This is a genomic window from Sphingobacterium sp. UBA2610 (assembly GCF_002339225.1).
Classification (GTDB): domain Bacteria; phylum Bacteroidota; class Bacteroidia; order Sphingobacteriales; family Sphingobacteriaceae; genus Sphingobacterium; species Sphingobacterium multivorum.
In genome coordinates this window covers 31,582-51,408 of sequence record NZ_DDKA01000017.1, presented here as the reverse complement: position 1 = coordinate 51,408, position 19,827 = coordinate 31,582, and the positions used below count along the sequence as shown (strand labels likewise).

At 40.1% G+C, this 19,827-nt stretch carries 10 protein-coding genes; all 10 read right to left on the bottom strand.

Features of this window, described 5'->3' with window-relative positions:
• Positions 1 to 31: 31 nt before the first annotated feature.
• Positions 32 to 1,504 carry a glycoside hydrolase family 30 protein gene (locus B4Z47_RS11195; protein ID WP_083295791.1) on the bottom strand — a complete coding sequence of 491 codons (1,473 nt, stop codon included), beginning with the start codon at positions 1,502 to 1,504 and terminating at the stop codon, positions 32 to 34.
• Between the two features lie 78 nt (positions 1,505 to 1,582).
• On the bottom strand, positions 1,583 to 3,100 hold the full coding sequence (locus B4Z47_RS11190) for a RagB/SusD family nutrient uptake outer membrane protein (RefSeq protein WP_115046913.1): 1,518 nt from the start codon (positions 3,098 to 3,100) through the stop codon (positions 1,583 to 1,585).
• Between the two features lie 11 nt (positions 3,101 to 3,111).
• Positions 3,112 to 6,090, bottom strand: coding sequence for a SusC/RagA family TonB-linked outer membrane protein (locus B4Z47_RS11185; protein WP_286727357.1), 2,979 nt, complete (start codon positions 6,088 to 6,090; stop codon positions 3,112 to 3,114).
• Positions 6,091 to 6,346: 256 nt separating this feature from the next.
• Positions 6,347 to 7,975 carry a DUF6377 domain-containing protein gene (locus tag B4Z47_RS11180; protein WP_286727356.1) on the bottom strand — a complete coding sequence of 543 codons (1,629 nt, stop codon included), beginning with the start codon at positions 7,973 to 7,975 and terminating at the stop codon, positions 6,347 to 6,349.
• Positions 7,976 to 8,139: 164 nt separating this feature from the next.
• Positions 8,140 to 12,690 (bottom strand): efflux RND transporter permease subunit, encoded by a 4,551-nt coding sequence (locus B4Z47_RS11175; protein WP_115046909.1) that lies wholly within the window; start codon positions 12,688 to 12,690, stop codon positions 8,140 to 8,142.
• A gap of 13 nt (positions 12,691 to 12,703) precedes the next feature.
• Positions 12,704 to 13,810, bottom strand: coding sequence for an efflux RND transporter periplasmic adaptor subunit (locus B4Z47_RS11170; protein ID WP_115046907.1), 1,107 nt, complete (start codon positions 13,808 to 13,810; stop codon positions 12,704 to 12,706).
• 184 nt (positions 13,811 to 13,994) lie between these two features.
• Entirely contained in the window at positions 13,995 to 14,357 is a 363-nt protein-coding gene (locus B4Z47_RS11165; RefSeq protein WP_070561742.1) for a hypothetical protein, read from the bottom strand.
• Positions 14,358 to 14,502: 145 nt separating this feature from the next.
• On the bottom strand, positions 14,503 to 15,435 hold the full coding sequence (locus B4Z47_RS11160; protein ID WP_286727355.1) for an endonuclease/exonuclease/phosphatase family protein: 933 nt from the start codon (positions 15,433 to 15,435) through the stop codon (positions 14,503 to 14,505).
• Between the two features lie 6 nt (positions 15,436 to 15,441).
• Positions 15,442 to 17,733: a GH92 family glycosyl hydrolase gene (locus tag B4Z47_RS11155; protein ID WP_115046905.1), complete on the bottom strand. Its 2,292-nt coding sequence runs from the start codon at positions 17,731 to 17,733 to the stop codon at positions 15,442 to 15,444.
• A 165-nt stretch (positions 17,734 to 17,898) separates the two neighbouring features.
• A complete protein-coding gene (locus tag B4Z47_RS11150) occupies positions 17,899 to 19,821 on the bottom strand; it encodes a RagB/SusD family nutrient uptake outer membrane protein (RefSeq protein ID WP_286727354.1) in 1,923 nt (640 codons plus the stop codon).
• Positions 19,822 to 19,827 lie beyond the last annotated feature (6 nt).

Here is a 19,827-nt window from a genome sequence, read left to right as displayed (position 1 = left end):
GTGATAGCGCTTAAGGTTTATCATCCTCCAATTAATAGGTCCAGCGGTAAGAAACAACCGACTTAGCTGGTACATCATAGCTAAAATGATGTTTACCATCTGCCAAGGTAATTTTACGACTATCGCCCGATTCGTTTAACAGAACAACAGCATAGGTTCCGTCTGTATTTTGGAATGCAGTATAAACCAACCCTTCCGCTGTATATCCAGAAGCGCCAATCCGTGTGGCCCCTGATTTGACCACTGAGGAAAGATGACCAACAATATAATAGTGCGAATTACGTGTTATATTCTTATAATTTGCCTTACTGATATCCACGGCGCCATAACATGTCTGACAGCCACCTTCGCGATTTGGCCCTTTGTCGGTATCAAGCATCAGGTTCCATACAATGACGCCCTTGCTCCAATTGTTGACGGTGCCCAATGCAACTTCACGCATATCCTCCATCAAACGTTTTTCAAGATTGCGTCCATCATTCCATTCCCCAATAGATGTTTCTGTAAATACCAGTTCCTTATCTGGGCGTTGATTATGAATATCGATAAGTTCAGCCTTATCCCCACCATAATTATGGTACGCCGCTCCGGCGAAGAATGAAGCCGCTCCGGCATCGTTATAGATCTTTACAGGGTAATCAGCCTGATCAGCAATGTTATCATAGTTATAATTATGATCAAATGCATAGATCTTTGTTGATAAGTTAGCCGCTTTTAACTGTGGGCCTAGCGCTTGTTTGACAAAAGCTTGTTGCTCTTGCCATGACATATAAAGCGAAGCGGAATTCTTTCTGTTCAATGGTTCATTTTGAACAGTAATCGAATAAATATGAATGCCTTCTTTCTTCATTGCTTGGATCCATTGAACGAAATACCAACCATAGTCCTGATAATACTTTGGATTTAACTGACCACTGGTCCACGAATCAAAGGGCTTTAAATCAGTTAAGTTGTTAACTTTCATCCATTTCGGTGGAGTCCATGGGGAGCCCATGATTTTTATGGATGGATTGATGGCAAGTATTTCTTTCAGCACTGGAATGATATATTGTGTTTCTTCCGACTGTAGTCCAAAATTTTCCTTTCCTTCCTTATCCCAGCAGGTATATTCACTCAAAGAGAAGTCGGAACATCCAATAGCAATACGGATGTAATTCATTCCCATTCCATCTTTATCTGAGAAAGTCTCCGTAAGAAATTTTGTTCGATCTTCCTTACTCATCTTCATCAGATTATAGCAGGTAGACCCTGTAACTGCTGCACCGAAGCCGTCCATTGTCTGAAATTTCTTAGCTGGATCTAGCGTAATTGTATTGGGCGACATGTTAAATTTGGAACTGAAATCAACAAAGCGTTTTCCAAAATCCAAAGACCGACTGCCTGTCGTCGTATAAATGGTAACATCACCACTTTTTTTAATTTCATCACCTTGTGAAGGTATATAGCTGTCACGGTTACAAGATGTTGCCGTCACTAGACAGGACAACAAGAATGTATATATCATAGTTTTTTTATTATTGCGTTTCATCTGTTAATAAATTTTTCGCCATCCATCAAATGAGGATTTCCGTTGTTAAATCAGTTAATACCCCGGATTCTGAACTAGATTAGGATTCTGATCAATTTTTGGTTGCGGAATTGGTAAACGGTAAGAGTTCTTCGTGAAGGGATACACCTGTGCCTTTCTTCCAGCATCTTTAGCATAAACAGCATTCATGACAGATTCCACCTTATCTAAGCGCACGAGATCAAACCATCGTTGTCCTTCGAAGGCCAATTCAAGACGACGTTCTTTCAAATAAGCGTCTAATAAAGCATCCTTATTTGAACGTACGGCAGCGGATATTTTAGGCAATTTAGCACGGGTGCGAATTTTGTCAATAATGTCTGCCGCTCCAGATAGATCTGATCCCTGCTGAATTAATGCTTCCGCTTTTAACAATAAAAGGTCTGCGTAACGAAGCTTGACAATACTATTAAATGCAGAACGTAATTTAAACATGAATGGATAATGGTTTGACGGATAATAGTTGCTCCAAGTAGTGGAATAATAAACAATAGATTGCCCCAAACGAACCTGGTCCCCTTCATTCGTATACGCTTGAATCAAGTCCCGAGATGGGGTTATCCATTTGGCCCATGTGAAGTTATTATCATAATTGGACAAATCCCTTCCAAACATCCAAGTCGCCCAATTACCTCCACCCGAAGTAAACTGTGCTTCCAAAATCGATTCTTTCGTATTCCGCTGTGCAAGATCTGTGTTGCTTGCATTCATTGCATATAGATCTGAGTAATTGGTATTCAGATCAAATCCATCCGCAGCCAATGCGTCAACATATTGGATAACTTTAGCGTAATCGCGAATTGGTTTTTCGGCATAGATCTTTGCCAGCATCGCTCGTGCGACGGATTTGGTAAATAAAGTCTTATTCCCATTATTGTTGGCTGGTGCATCAGCCAATCCGTCCATCAAGTCTTTTTCGATCTGCTTATAGGCTTCTTCTTCTGTGGCTTGTTTTGGAAAATATTGCGGATAAACTTCATTGACATTGTCACCTGTAATATCGGGTGCAATTGTGGTAATGACAGGGATAGATCCGAATATACGGACCATATCAAACATCGCCAATGCTCTGAATAGTTTAGCTTGTGCCTTATACGTTCTAATATCCGTATCGCTCAACGATTTATCAGCAACACTATCAACGTAAATGATCAATCGATTTGCACGTCCAACATCTTCCAGATATCTTCCCCAATCCCGGTCAACAACCGAATTAGACCCTTCAATAGAATTATTTTCAAAAGGTACAACTTCCGCTCCCGTCGTTCCCGCATAGGAATTATCGGCATGGGAATCTCCGATTAGGAGCAGATCGAGATACCAATGTTCCTGCCGATCTTTCATTTGCTGATAAATCCCCGCCAAATAGGTCTCAACCTCAGCTCTATTCTTAAAAACAATCTGCGTTCCTGTCTCGGTCTTCCCTTGACTCACATCCGAATAATCTGAAAGTGGATCACGGTTCAAAGAGCAAGAAAATAAAAACAAAGAGCCGGATAGCAAAGAAAGAGCATTACTTATATATTTTTTCATGATACAGACAATTAAAACTCAATATTAAGACCTAAAACAAATGAACGATTCTGTGGATAGGTACCCCAATCTATACCTTGTATTCTCGAATCGGATCCGCCCGAATATTGGTTTACTTCCGGATCCATACCCGAATACTTAGTCAAGGTAAACAGATTGCTTACAGATAGATAAGGCTGAATTTTATGGATACCAATACGCTTCAGTCTCTCCGGAGAAATGGAATAGCCCAAGGAGACATTTTTCATCCGCAAATAACTACCATCTTCAACAAAATAGGTTGAATTCTTCATGTCAAACCCAGCTTTAGGAACATGGGTAATCTGTCCCGGTACCCGCCAACGATCCAATACAACTGTCGTTTGATTTCGACCATCATACATCCCTTCTGTTTCCATACGGCTGGCATTGAAGATGTCGTTTCCATAAGTTCCCTGAATGAATACGCTTAGATCGAAATTTTTCCAGGAGAAACTATTTGTCATACCATACACAAACTTTGGCAGGGGATTGCCGATATACGTACGGTCGCTTGACGAGATCTTGCCATCTCCGTTCAGGTCGCGATACATGAGCTCACCGGTTTCAGGGTTTACGCCATCTGAAATATAACCGAAGAATCCTGCAAGCGATCTTCCGGGCTCATTTTTCACCACAAAATCATTGACATAATCGTTCGTTTTGACATCATAATACACCTGTTGTAAGTCGAGCTGCTGAAGCTTATTTCTGTTGAAAGAGATATTAAAATCTGTGTTCCAAGTCAAGTTACCGGTCAGATTTTTCGAATTTACCGCAAATTCAAAACCATGATTATTCAACCTTCCACCATTTCTTTGGATTGTAGTTGCTTGCTGTCCTGCAGGCAAGCTCGCATTCATTAAAAGATTCTTGGTATCCTTGTTGTAGTAATCGGCGCTGATGCTGAGTCGATTATTCAACATCGTGACATCAAAACCGATACTGGTTGTGCTTGTCGTTTCCCAAGTTAAATCCTTCGCTCTTAAGATTGTTGGTTTATTGATATTTGGTACAGCATTGTCTTTTCCCTCAACAAACCATTGTTGACGTTGGATACCGCTCAATTGCAGGTAAGCATAATCGCCTAATCCGTATTGATTACCTGTCTGTCCCCATCCCCCCCGGATTTTTAAGTCGTTTATCCAGGTTACATCTTTCATAAAATCTTCAGCAGAGATTCTCCAAGCAGCCGATACCGATGGAAAATAGCCCCAGCGTCGTTCTGGACTTAGCTTGGAAGAACCATCGGCACGCATATTTGCGGTCAATAAATACTTGCCATCATAATTGTACATTGCGCGTGCGAAATAGGACATAATCCCCCAATTGGATGCTGTAGATCCTGTTCTATCCCAAGAGATCTTATTTGCAGCATTAAGTGTCTCAATGATTCCATTTGCATAGTTTGAACCATAGATATAGCTTCTGGAGTACTTAGAATCCGTCCATGACGAACCGCCCATTACTTCCAAATTATGCTTTCCGAAGCTCTTCGTGTACGTCAAGAAATTGTCCCACGTTAACACGGTATTTGTATTACGAATATCCGAAGCTTCCCCGAATTGATTTCTTCCCCACGCTGTCGTCCAAGGATCCAAAAAGGTGGTCATCACCCCGGATCTTCGATCTAATGAAAATGAAGTTTTCCATGTTAAGTTAGGCATAAAGGAAATCAATGCACTTCCTGTGGCAACAAGACGGTTTTCGCGGTTATTATTATTTCTTGTCCGGGCTAGGTTTTCCAAAGGACTGGTGATGTTGTTGATCCCATAAAAATTATTATAGAATCGATCTGGATTTGTTGGATCCCATACAGGGGCGTAAGTAGGTGTTGTGATTACAGATGTAACTACTCCACCACGGTTAGAACCCAATCCGGAGGTAATTCCATTATCATTGTTATCGGAATAATTGATATTCGCATTCACCTTTAGCCATTTTCGAACTTGGTTATCAATATTAGCACGAAAATTATATCGTCTAAAAAAGGATCCTTGTAATGTTCCTTTTTCGTTCAAGTACCCTCCACCTAAATAGTAACGAAGCTTCTCATTACCATCCGAGATGGATATTTGATGATTTTGTTGAATACCTGTCTTGTAGGTTTCTTTGAACCAATCCGTTTGATCCAACAATCCCTCCGGCAGATTGATCATACCTATTTCATCCTGTAAGTCTTTGTATTGACTGGTATTTAAAACTTTAACCGTGTTATTGACAACATTGGCCGTCCACTGTGTTCCAAGCGTAATTTTTGCTTCGCCGGCTTTTCCTGATTTTGTCGTAACCAAGATGACACCGTTTGAACCACGCGAGCCGTAGATCGCTGCCGATGAGGCGTCCTTTAGAATTTGAATGTCCGTGATGTCATTGGGAGACAAGAACTTAATATCTTCCACAGGAACTCCATCAACAACATATAAAGGAGTGGTATTACTATTAAAAGACGTTATCCCCCGAATTTGTATCTGAGGTGCTGCACCAGGCTGGCCACTCGGTTGAATAACAGTGACGCCGGCAGCCTTACCTTGAATGGCTTGTCCAAAATTAGTCACAGGTCGCTTTTCAAGGTCTTTCGTGGAAACAGAAGAGATTGCAGTCGTGACATCTTTTCTTTTAACACTACCATAACCGATTACAATGACATCCTCCAGCATATTGGTTGATGAATTCAATTGGACGACCATGGTACTGTTGGCAGGTAATTCTTTGCTGTCGTAGCCAACAAACGTAAATTGGAGTATACTGCCGATGCTAGCAGAAATTTGAAAACGCCCATCTGCATTACTGGAGACTGCATTATTACTTCCTTTTTGTGTAATGGTTACTCCAGAGAGTGGTTTCTGATCTTGAGCATCCAAGATACGTCCACTGACTTGAACTCGGTCTTGGGCAAATACCAAATTCACCAAAGTAAACAAGAAAGCTAGCCCCATTGAAAAGGCAACTTTTCGTGTAAAGTAAATCATATGAAATAAAAAAATTGGTTATTGTTTAATCTTTTGGTTATTCCAAAATGGCAATGAGTTTCCCCTGCTTCATTGCTCAAAACAAAACTAAGATCACCAAGACGGAGAAAAAAGAGCTAGTACTGAAAAAGTACCAGAAAAAAAATGCAAACAGCTAACATAAAGATTATTACAAATTAAATACAGCATTAAAAAGTACCTACAGGAGCGTACAATCGTCTTTAAAACAGCCAATTTTCGGGTATTACCCTACATTTTAGGCCCGGTCGATCACCGCAATCTGACACACAGCAGCTTCAAAAGCATCGCGGTTTCCCGCAGCCTTATTACGCACTTTTGTTCTATAATTATAAACTGTCCGAAGAGAATATCGAAGGAAACTTGCAATCTTCACAGAATCATCGATCCCTAATCGAATCAATGCGAAAATCCGAAGTTCAGTATTTAACAATTCAGTTTTTTTGGGATAGATTTTCTCGTCCTCCTGAAGTAAGGCATTGAATTCATCAACAAAGGTTGGATATAGATTTAAAAAGATACGGTCAAAATTAACATAGAGTTGCTGCACCTCTCTTTCTTCCATTTGCGTTGACTTTAACTGTTCGCGTAAGGCATCCCACTGCTGATTCGTCGCTTTTTTCAACAGTGCTTTTCTGATATCTTCCATTTTATCGATATAACTCGAACACATATCAAAGAATTGCGCAATATATTCTTCTTTAATATGATTGGATTCAGATAATTTAAGGTTAGTCTGGTTTATTTCATCATTCAATGATCGAAGTTGTTGGTTTGTAGCCGATAATTCCGATCGTATCCTTCTCAAATGTTGCACTTGTCTATAAATAATGAAAAGTCCAATGATTACACCAATCAATAAAATACTGACGATAATGACCAAGCCTACCAGTTGCCGATTTTGGCTACTGATTTTCTGCTGATAGGCGGCATTGATTATAGGATAAGAAGAGGTACCTTCAATAATGCGATACCGCACTTTACATAACATCGCATCGTCTATGGCTTTTTCAATAAACTGAAAAGCGCGATCGAAATCCTGTTGGTCGTAATACGTTAGCGCCAGATCATGAAAAGATGCGTTGTCGCGATTAGCCATTTCAATATCTGCACTGGCTGATATGGAAAGATAGTAAATTTGACTTTTTGTATCCTTTTCATATTTGTAAATGAGCCCCATAAAATAGGCTATCAGCGCGCGCTGCTCAATATCCTTTTTGTTCTCATTCCAGAGGACCAACAATTGCTTTTTAGCATCCTCACGATTACCATTAAAAAGTGTTTTTATAGCAATGGTTGTACGATACTCCAAGGAAGACTTTGGTAGTACAGTTAACAGAGAATCACGATACTTTTCACTTGCCTGGTAATATTCCGATCGATTATTGCTCTGACCGTAATGACTATAAAAGGAGCTGTAGGTATCGTAATATTTCGCCAAGAGATCCCGGCCAAGATGAGCGGGCTCAACTTGCTTTAACAATTGTGAAGCTTCTATATACCGTCCAATGGTGGAATACACCCAGGCCAAATCGAGATGAATAACCGCCTGTAAGGAGTCATTATTCGGTGGAGCGAGCTTTTGACACAGTAAAATATAAGTAAGTGCTGCGTCAGAATCAAACTTCTTATAATTTTCAAAGATTTCGTAGTTCTTCTTCAAAAATTGAACAGGATTACTTTCTAATGCTTTGGCCTCCTGTTTTAATTTCTCCAATTTATCTTCACGGTTCTTGATGTAAATTTTCTGATTTTCCATCAAATATTCCAATCGTTGCAAAACCCGGGTACTATCGGAATCTACTTGCGCAGATAGGTAAAGACTAAAATGAGCAAAAAGAATAAAAAGAAAAATGCGCTGCAACATAATAAACTCGGTTCAACATCGTGTAGACTAAACTACATAAAAATAACAACAAAAAAGAGGACGTCTCCCGACGGCCTCTTCCCCCGACCCAGTTAAGGGTCCAAGAATTAACAAGTTAATTCTTTATCGCATGAAAAATAGTTTTCTTTTTAATGTATGGCAACCTATTGCCAACCTCCTCCCAAGGCTTTGTATAGTAGAATCTGGTTTAACGTGTTTTCTTTCTCCAATTCTACTTTTCCGATTTGGGCTTCCAGCGACTCCTTCTGGGCTGTAACGACGTCCAAAGAGGTCACCCGTCCAGCAATAAATAGTTCCTGTGCGGCCTCGATAGAGAGCTTTAATGCTTGAACATGCTCATCGACAAAACCACGTCGTCTGCCTATTGCCTCTTGCGTCATAATCACATTAGAAACCTCATTATAAGCATTCAGAACCATTTTTTCATAATCCAAAAAAGCAATCCCATAGTCCGCTTTTGCAATCTCGTACTGCGTTTTCAGTTGCCTTTGGTTAAATATCGGAAGCGTAATACCGCCAAATAAGTTATAAGCAATAGATTTATCCAAATTAAATAACTTGTTAAAGCTAAAGCTCTGCAATCCGATAAATGGACTTATTGCTACAGAAGGCAGAAAAGCCAAACGTGATGCTTCCTGATTATTCGAAGAGGCAATCACTTTCAAATAAGCAGCCTTGATATCGGGACGTTGGTTGACAAGATCATCCGGTGTACCAAAATGCATTGCATGATATAAATCCGCATTTTCAGCATATGTACTTCGTACAATAGGTTGATAAAAACGTCCTAATAAACCGTTTATATGGTGTTCCCAAAGTGCTATCTCTTGGATCAATTGTTCTTTAGCAGCTTTAGAATTGGCCAAAAGCGCTTTAAACTGTTGTACAGAAAGCTCAGTCGCATAACCAGCATCTTTTTTTACTTCAACAACTTCCAGTGCATTCTTATGCAATTCAATATTCCGATTATATACTTTTATCTTTTGATCCAAAGCAATTAGTTCATAATAAGCTGTTGCAATATTAGAGACTAATTCCGTTTCCAAGAGACGCTTTCCCTCCTGCTCTGCTAGGAAGCTAAAATAAGCAGCTTGTTTTTGGCTCTTTAACTTTCCCCAAAGATCAATCTCCCAAGATGAACGAAGTCCGATAAAATAATCTGGGATAAATGGTTCGGGTAATTTTTCATCATTTTTCAAATTCTCCGAGAAATTTGAATCGTAATTACCGATCCCTGACTCAGTATAGTGGCCATACTTCCGTATTCCTCCTTCTACTGTGGCCTCGACCCTAGGACCTAAAGCGGCTTTCCGTTGCTTAAAATAAGCTTGCGCAGATTCCAAACGTAGGATGGATTGACGAATATCCAAATTGTTCTGCAACGCCGAATCAATTAAGGAAACCAACTGCGAATCTTTAAAAATTTCCTTCCAAGGCCGGCTTCCCACATTTAAACTATCTGGCGAAAGATGTTTAGAAAAGGAATTCGGTACGTTTACTTTCTCCGGTTGGAGAGCTTTTTTGGGAACCGAACAACTTCCAAATAAAATAAGTGCGGCAATAACCAAAGAGGCTTGTTTCACAACTTGTTTCTTATTCTCTTTTTTTGAAAATAAGATCACTAAGCCTGGGATGACAATTACCCCCAGTATGGTTCCAATGAGCATTCCACCCACAGCAGCAGTACCGATACTTCGATTACCCAATGCTCCCGCTCCACTGGCCATCATCAAGGGTATCAAACCTGCAATAAAAGCAAAGGAAGTCATTAATATCGGGCGTAAGCGGGCAACTGCTCCTTCGATCGAAGCTGTCACGATATCCATTCCTTGCTTATATTTCAAATTGGCATATTCCACAATCAGAATCGCATTTTTACCTAACAAACCAATCAGCATGACCAATGCGACCTGCGCGTAGATATTGTTTTCCAATCCAAAGACCTTCAAGAAAATGAAAGCACCAAAGATCCCCGCCGGAAGACAGAGCAGAACTGGTAACGGCAATAAGAAGCTTTCGTACTGTGCACATAACAACAGATAAACAAACAGAAGACAAAGTGCGAAAATATACAAAGCCTGATTTCCAGAGATTTTCTGTTCCCGAGTCATACCAGACCATTCGATACTATAACCTTGAGGAAGAGATGACGCTATTTTTTCCACTTCTTCGATCGCTTGTCCAGAACTAAAGCCTGCTGAGGATTGTCCTGTAATCATGGCCGAACTAAACATATTGTAACGGGTAATTTGTTCAGGACCATAAATTCTTTCCATCGAAATAAAGGCATTGTATGGTACCATCTCACCCGTCTCATTCTTCACATATAAACGTAATACATCTTCTGGTCTTTGGCGATATTCGGGACCAGCCTGTACCATGACCTTATACATCTGTCCGTAACGGATGAAATTTGTCGCATAAAGACTTCCCATTAAGGTCTGCAGCGTATTCATGGCATTCTCCACCGATATTCCTTTTTTTGCAGCCATATCGTAGTCCACCTTCAGCATATACTGTGGAAAGTTCACATCAAAACTGGAGTTGATATCCTGAAGAACATCACTTTTTTCCATATCGTCCATAAACTTCTGCAGCACTTCGGCCGTCTTATTGAGATCTTCATTACCACTACGGTCCAATAGACGTAGTTCAAAACCTGATGAGTTACCAAAGCCTGGAACTGTTGGTGGAGGAAAGAAATCAATTTCCGCATCGGCAAAGTCCTTGGTTCTCTCGCGTAAATCTTTAATGACATCATCTACTGTCTGATCTCGCTCTTTCCAGGGCTTCAGATTGATCATCCCCATCCCGTAGGAAGCGCCGGACACTTCGGTAATAATACTATATCCCGATAATGTAGAAACGGTTTCCACAATATCAAGCTGACGTGATACAGAGTCAATTTTATCCAAAACACGTTCGGTACGGTCCACCGTTGCTCCAGGAGGTGTGGTTACAGCGACATAAATCATTCCCTGATCCTCGGTTGGAATAAAGCCCGAAGGTAAGATCGCGCTACTTCCCCAGGTGGCGACAAAGAAAACGCCAAGTAAAAGCAAGGTCAATCCGCGCCGTGCACTTGTTTTTACCAAAATCCCCTTGTAACCAAAGGCTGTCTTATCATAAACTGCGTTGAATTTTTTAAAGAAACGATCGAGCCAATTATTCGATGGTTTGCGATCGTGAGGCGATTTCAAGAAAAGCGCACATAAAGCGGGTGTCAATGTCAACGCGTTGATACCTGAAATAACAATGGCAGCCGCGAGCGTCAATGAAAATTGACGATAAAAAATCCCTACTGGCCCCGATAGAAAGGCAACCGGAACAAATACCGCAGACATGACAAGTGTAATAGCCACAACAGCGCCACCGACTTCTTTCATTGCTTCCAATGTAGCTTCCATAGGCTGCAAATGTTCTTCTTCCATCTTTGCGTATACAGCTTCGACGACCACAATACCATTATCGACCACAATACCTATTGCCAGTACCAGTGCAAATAAGGTCAGTAAGTTGATCGAGAAACCGAGCATCTGCATAAAAAATAAAGCCCCAATTAAACAGACCGGGACAGCCAAAATAGGAATAATAGTCGCCCTAAAATCCTGTAAAAAGATAAATACAACAATAAAAACCAAAAGAAAGGCTTCCAGTAAGGTCTTGATAACGGAAGAAATCGAAGCATCTAAGAAACGTGATACGTCATAGCCCATTGTATAGGTCATTCCGCTTGGAAATTGTGTCTGTTTCAATTCTGCCATGCGATCTTTCACACGTTGAATAACCTCCTGTGCATTTGACCCTGGTAATTGCTTCAACATAATGGAAGCTGAAGGCCGACCATCGGTTTTGGAAACCATTTCATAGTCCAACGAGCCAAATTCGACATCTGCAACGTCTTTAATACGGATAATGGAACCATTGGAATTCGCCCGAATAGGAATATTAGCATATTCCTCTATTTCGGTGAATTTACCAGGATAACGTAACACATATTGTTGCATATTGCGCATCTTATCCGAGCTAATCCCTGTTTGCCCCGGTGCAGCCTCAATATTCTGCTTTCGCAATGCTGCCACCACATCTTCGGTGGAAATATTATACGCTGCCATACGATCAGGTTTAACCCAAACACGCATAGCGTAATCCCGCATTCCCATAATCTGAGCGAGACCGACGCCTTCGATCCGTTTCAGTTCCTTTAGAATGTTGATATCTGCGAAATTGTAAATGAATCTTTCATCCGCAGTTTCATCATCGGTAAAAACATTCAGATACATCAGCATGGAGTTGACCTCTTTTTCGGTGGTTACCCCTGCTTTGATGACCTCTTCAGGGAGTTCATCCAATACCGTTGTTACCCTATTCTGTACGTTTACAGCCGCAATATCTGGATCTGTACCAACTTCAAAAAAGATTTGAATAACCGTGCTGCCGTTATTGGTAGACACTGAATTCATGTAAGTCATCCCAGCTACACCGTTGATTGCTTTTTCCAAAGGAATAGCGACAGCATTTGTACTCACCTCAGCATTGGCACCTGTATAATTGGCATTGACGACGACCGAAGGTGGTACAATGTCCGGAAATTGCGTGATGGGCAATGTAAATAAGGCCAACAACCCTAAAAGTGTAATAAACACCGAAATAACCAACGACAATATGGGTCGTTTTATAAATGTTTCAAACATAATTTATCCTCCCCTACAGTTTCCTCATTTTTGGATTAATCTTCATTCCACTCCGCAGTCCCTGTACTCCCTCATAGACAATCTTGGCGTTGGGATCTAAACCTCCATCCACAATGTAATAATGCCCCACACGTGGGCCCGCTGTAAAAGGTGTCATTTTTACGGTACTATCTGCCTGTACAGTATAAACGTATGTTTTGTCCTGAATTTCAAATACTGATTTTTGGTGTACAAAGGTATGTTGCCCTGTCTGCATTGGCACTGCAATCTTACCTGTTGCACCATGCTTTAGGATATGCTCGGCATTGGGAAATTGAACCCGAAGGGCAATGGATCCAGTATTGGCTTCAAATTCACTTTCTACCAAATGGGCAATTCCCTCGTGTGGATACAGTTCACCATTAGCCAAAATTAACTTGACCGATTTTTGCGTCTCCTTACCGTCCAACTTATCACGCATAAGTGTCAGATACTCCCTTTCAGAAATATCAAAATAAACGTTCACTTTACTTAAATCGGAGATCGTCGTAATTAAGCTACCCTCGGTCAATAAAGAGCCTTCTCTCAATAAGATACGGTCTATACGACCGTCAAAAGGAGCCTGTATAACAGTATAGTCCAATCTTGTCTGTGCCTGATTTACCAAAGCTCGGGCTTCTTCGATTTTAGAATTGGCCGCTTTTAATTGAATTTTCAATAAATTATATTCGGAAGAGCTCACAATATTCTTGTCAACCAATTTTTGAGTTCGTTCCATTTCCAGCTTGATCTTTTGTGCTTCCGCAATGGCATTATCATACTGTGCTTTGGCCTTGGCTAATTCCGAACGATATTCCTCATTATTATACTTAAACAGCATTTGGCCTTTCTTTACCCAAGCCCCCTCGTCTACATAAATTTTATCCAAAAAGCCATTCAATTTGGAACGAATTTCGACGTTTTTTAAGGCTTGAACATCCGCAATATACTCCTGATAAACAGTCGTATCCATTACCATTAAAGGTACTACTGGTATATTTTTGAGTTCTTCTTTCGAATCAGCGTTAGCGTTGGATGAATGGCATGAAGCCAGCATCCCAACCATACCCACGAAAAGGCACAGTAAAAGTAATTTCTTCATAAACGATAAAAAATGTAAAATGTTAAACCCTCCTACGGTATTTTAAAATCAGTCGTTAGGAGAATGTGTTAGATGGGAGCTACAGCAATTCTATAGCGTAAAGAGCGGCCCAAAGCCTTCCATACCATATATAGAAATAAAACTAAATTGTTGCAGCCTCCGCTAGAAAATTAGAGGAGCGTAACTAGAATGGCCTAAAACGGGATAGGAAGCGATAATACCCTGGTAAGCATAGGGTTTTAGATCGGTAAAAAGGATGTTCATCATCTTTTGCAAAACATAATGCCGTAAAGACGATTCCAAAAACAAAAATAAAAATTGGTAGTACTTGACTATTGAGCGAAAATATACGATAATCATCTTGCAATAGTACTTTTTCTTCTTGGGAAGAATGAATGGGTTCCAAATCCAATACGTCATCCAAAAAATACTCCACAATGGTCTCACCTGCATGCAACACCTGTCCAGTTGCCGAGGAGAAAGACTCATAGGTCAACAGATTAAGGTATGCAAAGAGTGTTAAAAAATGAAATATTTTGCCTAACATATCGAAATTTCGAATCACAAAGGTATGACTTTAAATAGCTAAGATTATTTTATTCATGTAAAAAAACCATGACAGCCTAAAAAATTAGCTGTCATGTCCTTAAATATCTCTAGTTTATTAGATTAAAGTCGATAAATTTCAAATGTTACAATTTGATTTTCACCACTAATGGAAAATGATCCGATGGTAATCTTGTCTCGTACTGTTTAAAAGAAAGTTCTTTAGGGAAATCCCCCTTTTTAACCTCTTCACTATTTTCTTTAGCACTACGATAAGATTCTGTTAAAACAGCATAATGCTTTACTTTAATCCGAGGAGTTACGAATACATGATCTATACGGCTGTCTGTCCAAAGATTATTATCGAAAGCATTAAATGTACCGTTCCATGTAAATTTAGTCGGAGCAAGCTCAAAACTATCTTCTATAAAATCGGATTCTTGTAGGATGTTATAAATTTCATTATTTTGATCGACATTGAAATCACCGGTCAATATAGCTAGTTCCCCTTTTACAAACTCTTTCATTTTTTTGACAACCAACCGACTACTTTTTTCCCGGGCTTTGACACCAACATGATCCATATGCAAATTAAAGTACCAAAATTTCTTCCCAGAATTAATTTCCTGCAACTGCACCCAAGTACAAATACGAGGTAAGGCAGCATCCCAACCTTTTGAAGGGCGATCTGGCGTCTCAGAAAGCCAGAAGACGCCACTTTTTAATTTCTTAAATTTCTTCTTTTTGAAAAATATAGGCGCAAACTCTCCCGCAACTTTACCGTCATCCCGACCAACACCAACATAATCATAATCAGTAAGACGTTTTTTCAAATCTACCAATTGATTTACCAATACCTCCTGTGCTCCAAAAACATCGTAATCCACAAAATCAATTAAAGAAGTGATTACTGGAAATCGCTGATCCCAACCGTTACCATTTTTACGATCTCCGTCATTGTCATAACGGATGTTGTAGCTTCCTATTGTAAGACCTATTGAATTTTGTGAAAAGGCATTTAAAACAAATAAATTGATTACAAAAATAAGACTTAGCGATATAATACGTAATTGCTTCATAATATATTATTTTATTTTTTCGTTACTAAAGGAATATGGAGCATCTTCTTTTTTTGTACCTCTATTTTTATTCGGTTCTTCGCTCATTTTGAAATCAAGTTTGGCACCCTGCAATAAATCTTTATAACGGATATAATTATGATTATAAGGCTTTCCATTCCAAGTTAGTTGATCTACGTAGACCTGATTTGCTCCCTGTTGTTTAGCTTGGATATTCACTTTTTTCCCATTTTCGAAATTTAGTGTCACCTTATCGAATTGTGGTGAACCAATCACATATTCGCCCGAGGCAGGAGAAACTGGATAAAATCCCAGCGAAGAGAAGACATACCAGGCTGAAGTCTGCCCGTTATCTTCATCACCACAATAGCCATCTGGTGTAGGCAAATAAAGTTTATCCATTATTTTGCGTACCCAATATTGTGCTTTCCAGGGCTCTGCAGCATAATTATACAGATAAGGCATATGTTGGATAGGCTGATTTCCATGCGCATACTGTCCCATATTCATCACCTGCATTTCACGCATTTCGTGGATCATTCCGCGACTTTTCATACCCTCATAACTCGGAATAACAAACACCGTATCCAACATGGACACAAATGATTTATTACCACCCATCAAATTAATTAAACCTTGAGGGTCATGGAACACACAAAAACTCCAATGCCAAGCATTTCCCTCCGTATATTCTCTTGACCAGGCACTTGGATCAAAATCTGAGACGAACGATCCGTCTGCTTTTTTCCCACGCATAAGTTTTGTACTTGGGTCAAACAGATTTTTATAGTTCATCGCGCGTGTTGCATAAATAGCTGTTTCAGCTTCCGGTTTGCCCAATGCTTTGCCAAATTCATAAATACACCAGTCATTGTATGCATATTCCAATGAACGTGCTACATTTTGGTCTACTTTTACATCAGCAGGTATATAGCCCAATTTATTGTAATATTCATAACCGAAGCGTCCCGTCGAAGAGTGTTTCGGATAGGCACTATTGGCCCCATGCTTGAGCGCTTCCCATAATAGGTCTTTATCATAGCCTTTCCGATCAGTGATCAAGGCATCTGCGACAATAGAAGCGGAATTGTTTCCAATCATCGATGCACGATGTCCTGGCGAAGCCCACTCCGGAAGGTAACCACTCTCCTTATAAGCATTGACCAAACCTTCTTGCATGCGATCGTTCATGGATGGATATAATAAATTCAACAGCGGAAACAAACTTCTGAATGTGTCCCAAAAACCTGTATCTGTAAACATTTCGCCAGGCAGGACCTGCCCATTGTAGGGGCTATAATGCATACGCTTGCCTGTTCCATCAATTTCAGAAAAATCCCTTGGAAAAAGTGTTGAACGATAGAGGCTGGAATAAAATGTACGTAACCGGTCAATATTATGGTCTTCAACCTGTACACGTCCGAGGATTTCGTTCCACTGTGCTTTACCTTCGTCAACAACCTGTTGAAATGTTTTGGACTTCACTTCTTTTAAATTAAGTTCTGCCTGCTCAAAACTTATAAAGGAAGAAGCAATACGGGCTGTGACCTTCTCCCCTCTTTTCAAGGAAGAGAAGCCCACAACTGCTCCGGCGTGATTGTCCTGAATTTCCAATTCATCTTTACTTATCGCTCCGCTTTTAACAGCAGCTTTGTAGGAGAATGGTCTATCGAAAGTAATGACGAAGTAATTCTTGAAATTCTCCGGAACACCACCGCTATTTTTTGTTGAATACCCGATAATCTTATTTTCCTGCGGAATTACTTTAATATAAGACCCCTTATCAAATGCATCAATAATAACATAAGCACTGTCTGTTTTGGGGAAGGTGAACTGAAAGATTGCTGCCCGTTGTGATGGAGACAATTCTGTTGTCACATCGTGATCCGCAAGGTAGACGCTATAATAATAAGGTTTTGCAATTTCCGCTTTATGTGAAAACCAGCTTGCCCGCTTTTCCTGATCAAATAGCGGTGTGCCTGTTATTGGCATGATTGAAAACTGACCATAATCATTGTTCCAAGGGCTTGGCTGGTGCGTTTGCTTAAATCCTTTAATTTTATCAGCCGTGTAAGTATATACCCAACCATCGCCCATATTTCCAGTCTGCGGGGTCCAAAAATTCATACCCCAAGGCCGAGCGATCGCAGGATAAGTATTGCCATTAGACAATTCATACTTCGATTCTGTACCGATCAACGGGTTAACGAAATCAACAGGTGAGGTTTGTTGCGCCATTCCAGCATGCGTCGCGAATAGAAAAAGAATACTACCTGTTAGTTTTTTAATATTAAACATAAATGAAGCGTTTGGTTAAGCTTAAAATTATTAGCAAAAAAGCTAAAACGTATTAGTAAATATAGGTAAGAAATTTAAATATAGTAGATTACCCAGGTCTTTTTCACAAGATGGTTACAAAAAAAACCGCAATCAAATGATTGCGGTTTTTATATCACACTAATACTACCACCCAGGGTTCTGCCCTAATGAGGGCGATTTTTGGATCTCTGAGTTTAAAATAGGAAATAAGTAATGAGTTGGAGCAGTAAAAACTCTACTTTCAACAAAGAAACGTTCCATTTTATAACGTTTATCACCGATTTGGATTTTACCATTTACATCTTCAACAGCTCTCATACCATTAATCATATTTTGAAGTTTCGGATAAGCTGTATTATTATTCTTCCAGTAGTTTATACTTCGTTCATTATTTGTACTACCTGATGCAGTAAAGGTCTGGTATTTAGTTTTCTCCACCGAGCTACTGGGCTCTAGATATAGGCGACTATCAAAAGCTCTCTTATTCTCATAGAAGAATTCGACCCTTCTTTCACGGTAAATGTACTCACGCATCAAATTTTTATCAGCAAGCGTTGTCATAGGCATTGGTGCCATAAAGGATCTAGATCTTACCTGATTAATTAAATCATAGATCTCTTGTGTTGGTCCATCAACTTCGTTAACCGCCTCAGCATAAATGTAAATAAAGTCTGGCAAACGCCAAACTGGAGGCGCACTAATGATAACACTGCCATTCTTATTCCAGGCTTCCTGCAAAAATTTCCTCAGATAATATCCCGTGCGCGTTGCATTATTCGCTCCGATCTGATCGGCACCACTCGCAATATTTGTCTGGGATGGATTATTGTTACCGCCGCGGAATGCTGCACCATGAAATATAATGTCGCGATAAAAACGTGGATCCCTTTTTACTGAAGTATAAGGATTTGCGTCATCATACCCGTCCTGTTTAGCCTTGGTACTATAAATCGGGTAACCAAAGCCATCTGGCGACAAGTACTCATACTCATCTACTTGTTCTTGAACGGGCATCTGACGAGCTCCACCACCGCGGCTTGGCGGATATACATCACCAAACCACCCTTCACCCTTATAGCGCGTAAAAAACAAAACATACTCATTTTTGAACGCCTCCATATCATAAAACATCTGCCATAAGCGTGTATAAACTGTTGAGTTACTCGTGTTTTGACCACCACTATCTCCAAAATCGGTATTTGAGTATTTCTGGTAAAGACTATAACGTTTTCCACCTGCAACCTTACTTTCAAGAACTGCCTTAGCAGCCTCTTTAGCTTTCACCCAACGCTGAGGATCATATGTAGCGTATTCGGACTCAAACTTACGTGTCCCATTATAACCTTTTGCGGCAGCTCCATTCCAAAGTGGTGTAGCGGCCATCCACCGTGCTTCTGCTATCAGCCCAAGACATGCCCCTTTATCGATACGTCCAAAATTCTGCCCCTCCCATTTTTCCGGGACAGCATTATATGCTGTTGTTGCATCAGCTACAATTTTGTCAATAACTTTATGAACTGACTCACGCTCGAAATTCATGTTCTCTGTTGCCGTAACAACATGATCTATGTAAGGTATCTCACCATATATACGAACAGCCATTAAATGAAAGTAAGCTCTTAAAAAGTAGACCTCACCCACGCGCATAGGCAGTGAACCTGGTTCTAGGATATCATCTGGTGTACTATATTTTTTTATTCCTTCCAAAATAACGTTTGTTCTACGGATCCCGTCAAACATACTATTCCAGAATTGACCATTGTCTCCCGGTAGTTCATTGATATTCCAATCACCCGTATTATATCTATTCGTAATATTTCCTTCTACTGTAGAGCCTTCGGCCTCATCGGTTATCGCAGCACTCGAAAAATGATAGAACCACGAAATCGGTTGATTGACATTCTTCGCTTTAGTATATACATCCGTAACGAGCTGATTTACTTTTTCATAACGAGTAAAAACCTCATCTTCCCGGATCTGATCGTCGGGTAATTTGTCCAAATATTTGTTGCAACTTGCGATCATAAAAGCAACCACACCTGCCATAAAAAAAAGTATTTTTTTCATCTTCAA

Excerpts from the sequence above, each read along its gene's own strand:
- B4Z47_RS11170 (WP_115046907.1), bottom strand. The coding sequence starts at position 13,810 with ATGAAGAAATTACTTTTACTGTGCCTTTTCGTGGGTATGGTTGGGATG.
- B4Z47_RS11155 (WP_115046905.1), bottom strand. The coding sequence starts at position 17,733 with ATGTTTAATATTAAAAAACTAACAGGTAGTATTCTTTTTCTATTCGCG.
- B4Z47_RS11150 (WP_286727354.1), bottom strand. The coding sequence starts at position 19,821 with ATGAAAAAAATACTTTTTTTTATGGCAGGTGTGGTTGCTTTTATGATC.
- B4Z47_RS11160 (WP_286727355.1), bottom strand. The coding sequence starts at position 15,435 with ATGAAGCAATTACGTATTATATCGCTAAGTCTTATTTTTGTAATCAAT.
- B4Z47_RS11175 (WP_115046909.1), bottom strand. The coding sequence starts at position 12,690 with ATGTTTGAAACATTTATAAAACGACCCATATTGTCGTTGGTTATTTCG.
- B4Z47_RS11190 (WP_115046913.1), bottom strand. The coding sequence starts at position 3,100 with ATGAAAAAATATATAAGTAATGCTCTTTCTTTGCTATCCGGCTCTTTG.
- B4Z47_RS11195 (WP_083295791.1), bottom strand. The coding sequence starts at position 1,504 with ATGATATATACATTCTTGTTGTCCTGTCTAGTGACGGCAACATCTTGT.
- B4Z47_RS11180 (WP_286727356.1), bottom strand. The coding sequence starts at position 7,975 with ATGTTGCAGCGCATTTTTCTTTTTATTCTTTTTGCTCATTTTAGTCTT.
- B4Z47_RS11165 (WP_070561742.1), bottom strand. The coding sequence starts at position 14,357 with ATGTTAGGCAAAATATTTCATTTTTTAACACTCTTTGCATACCTTAAT.
- B4Z47_RS11185 (WP_286727357.1), bottom strand. The coding sequence starts at position 6,090 with ATGATTTACTTTACACGAAAAGTTGCCTTTTCAATGGGGCTAGCTTTC.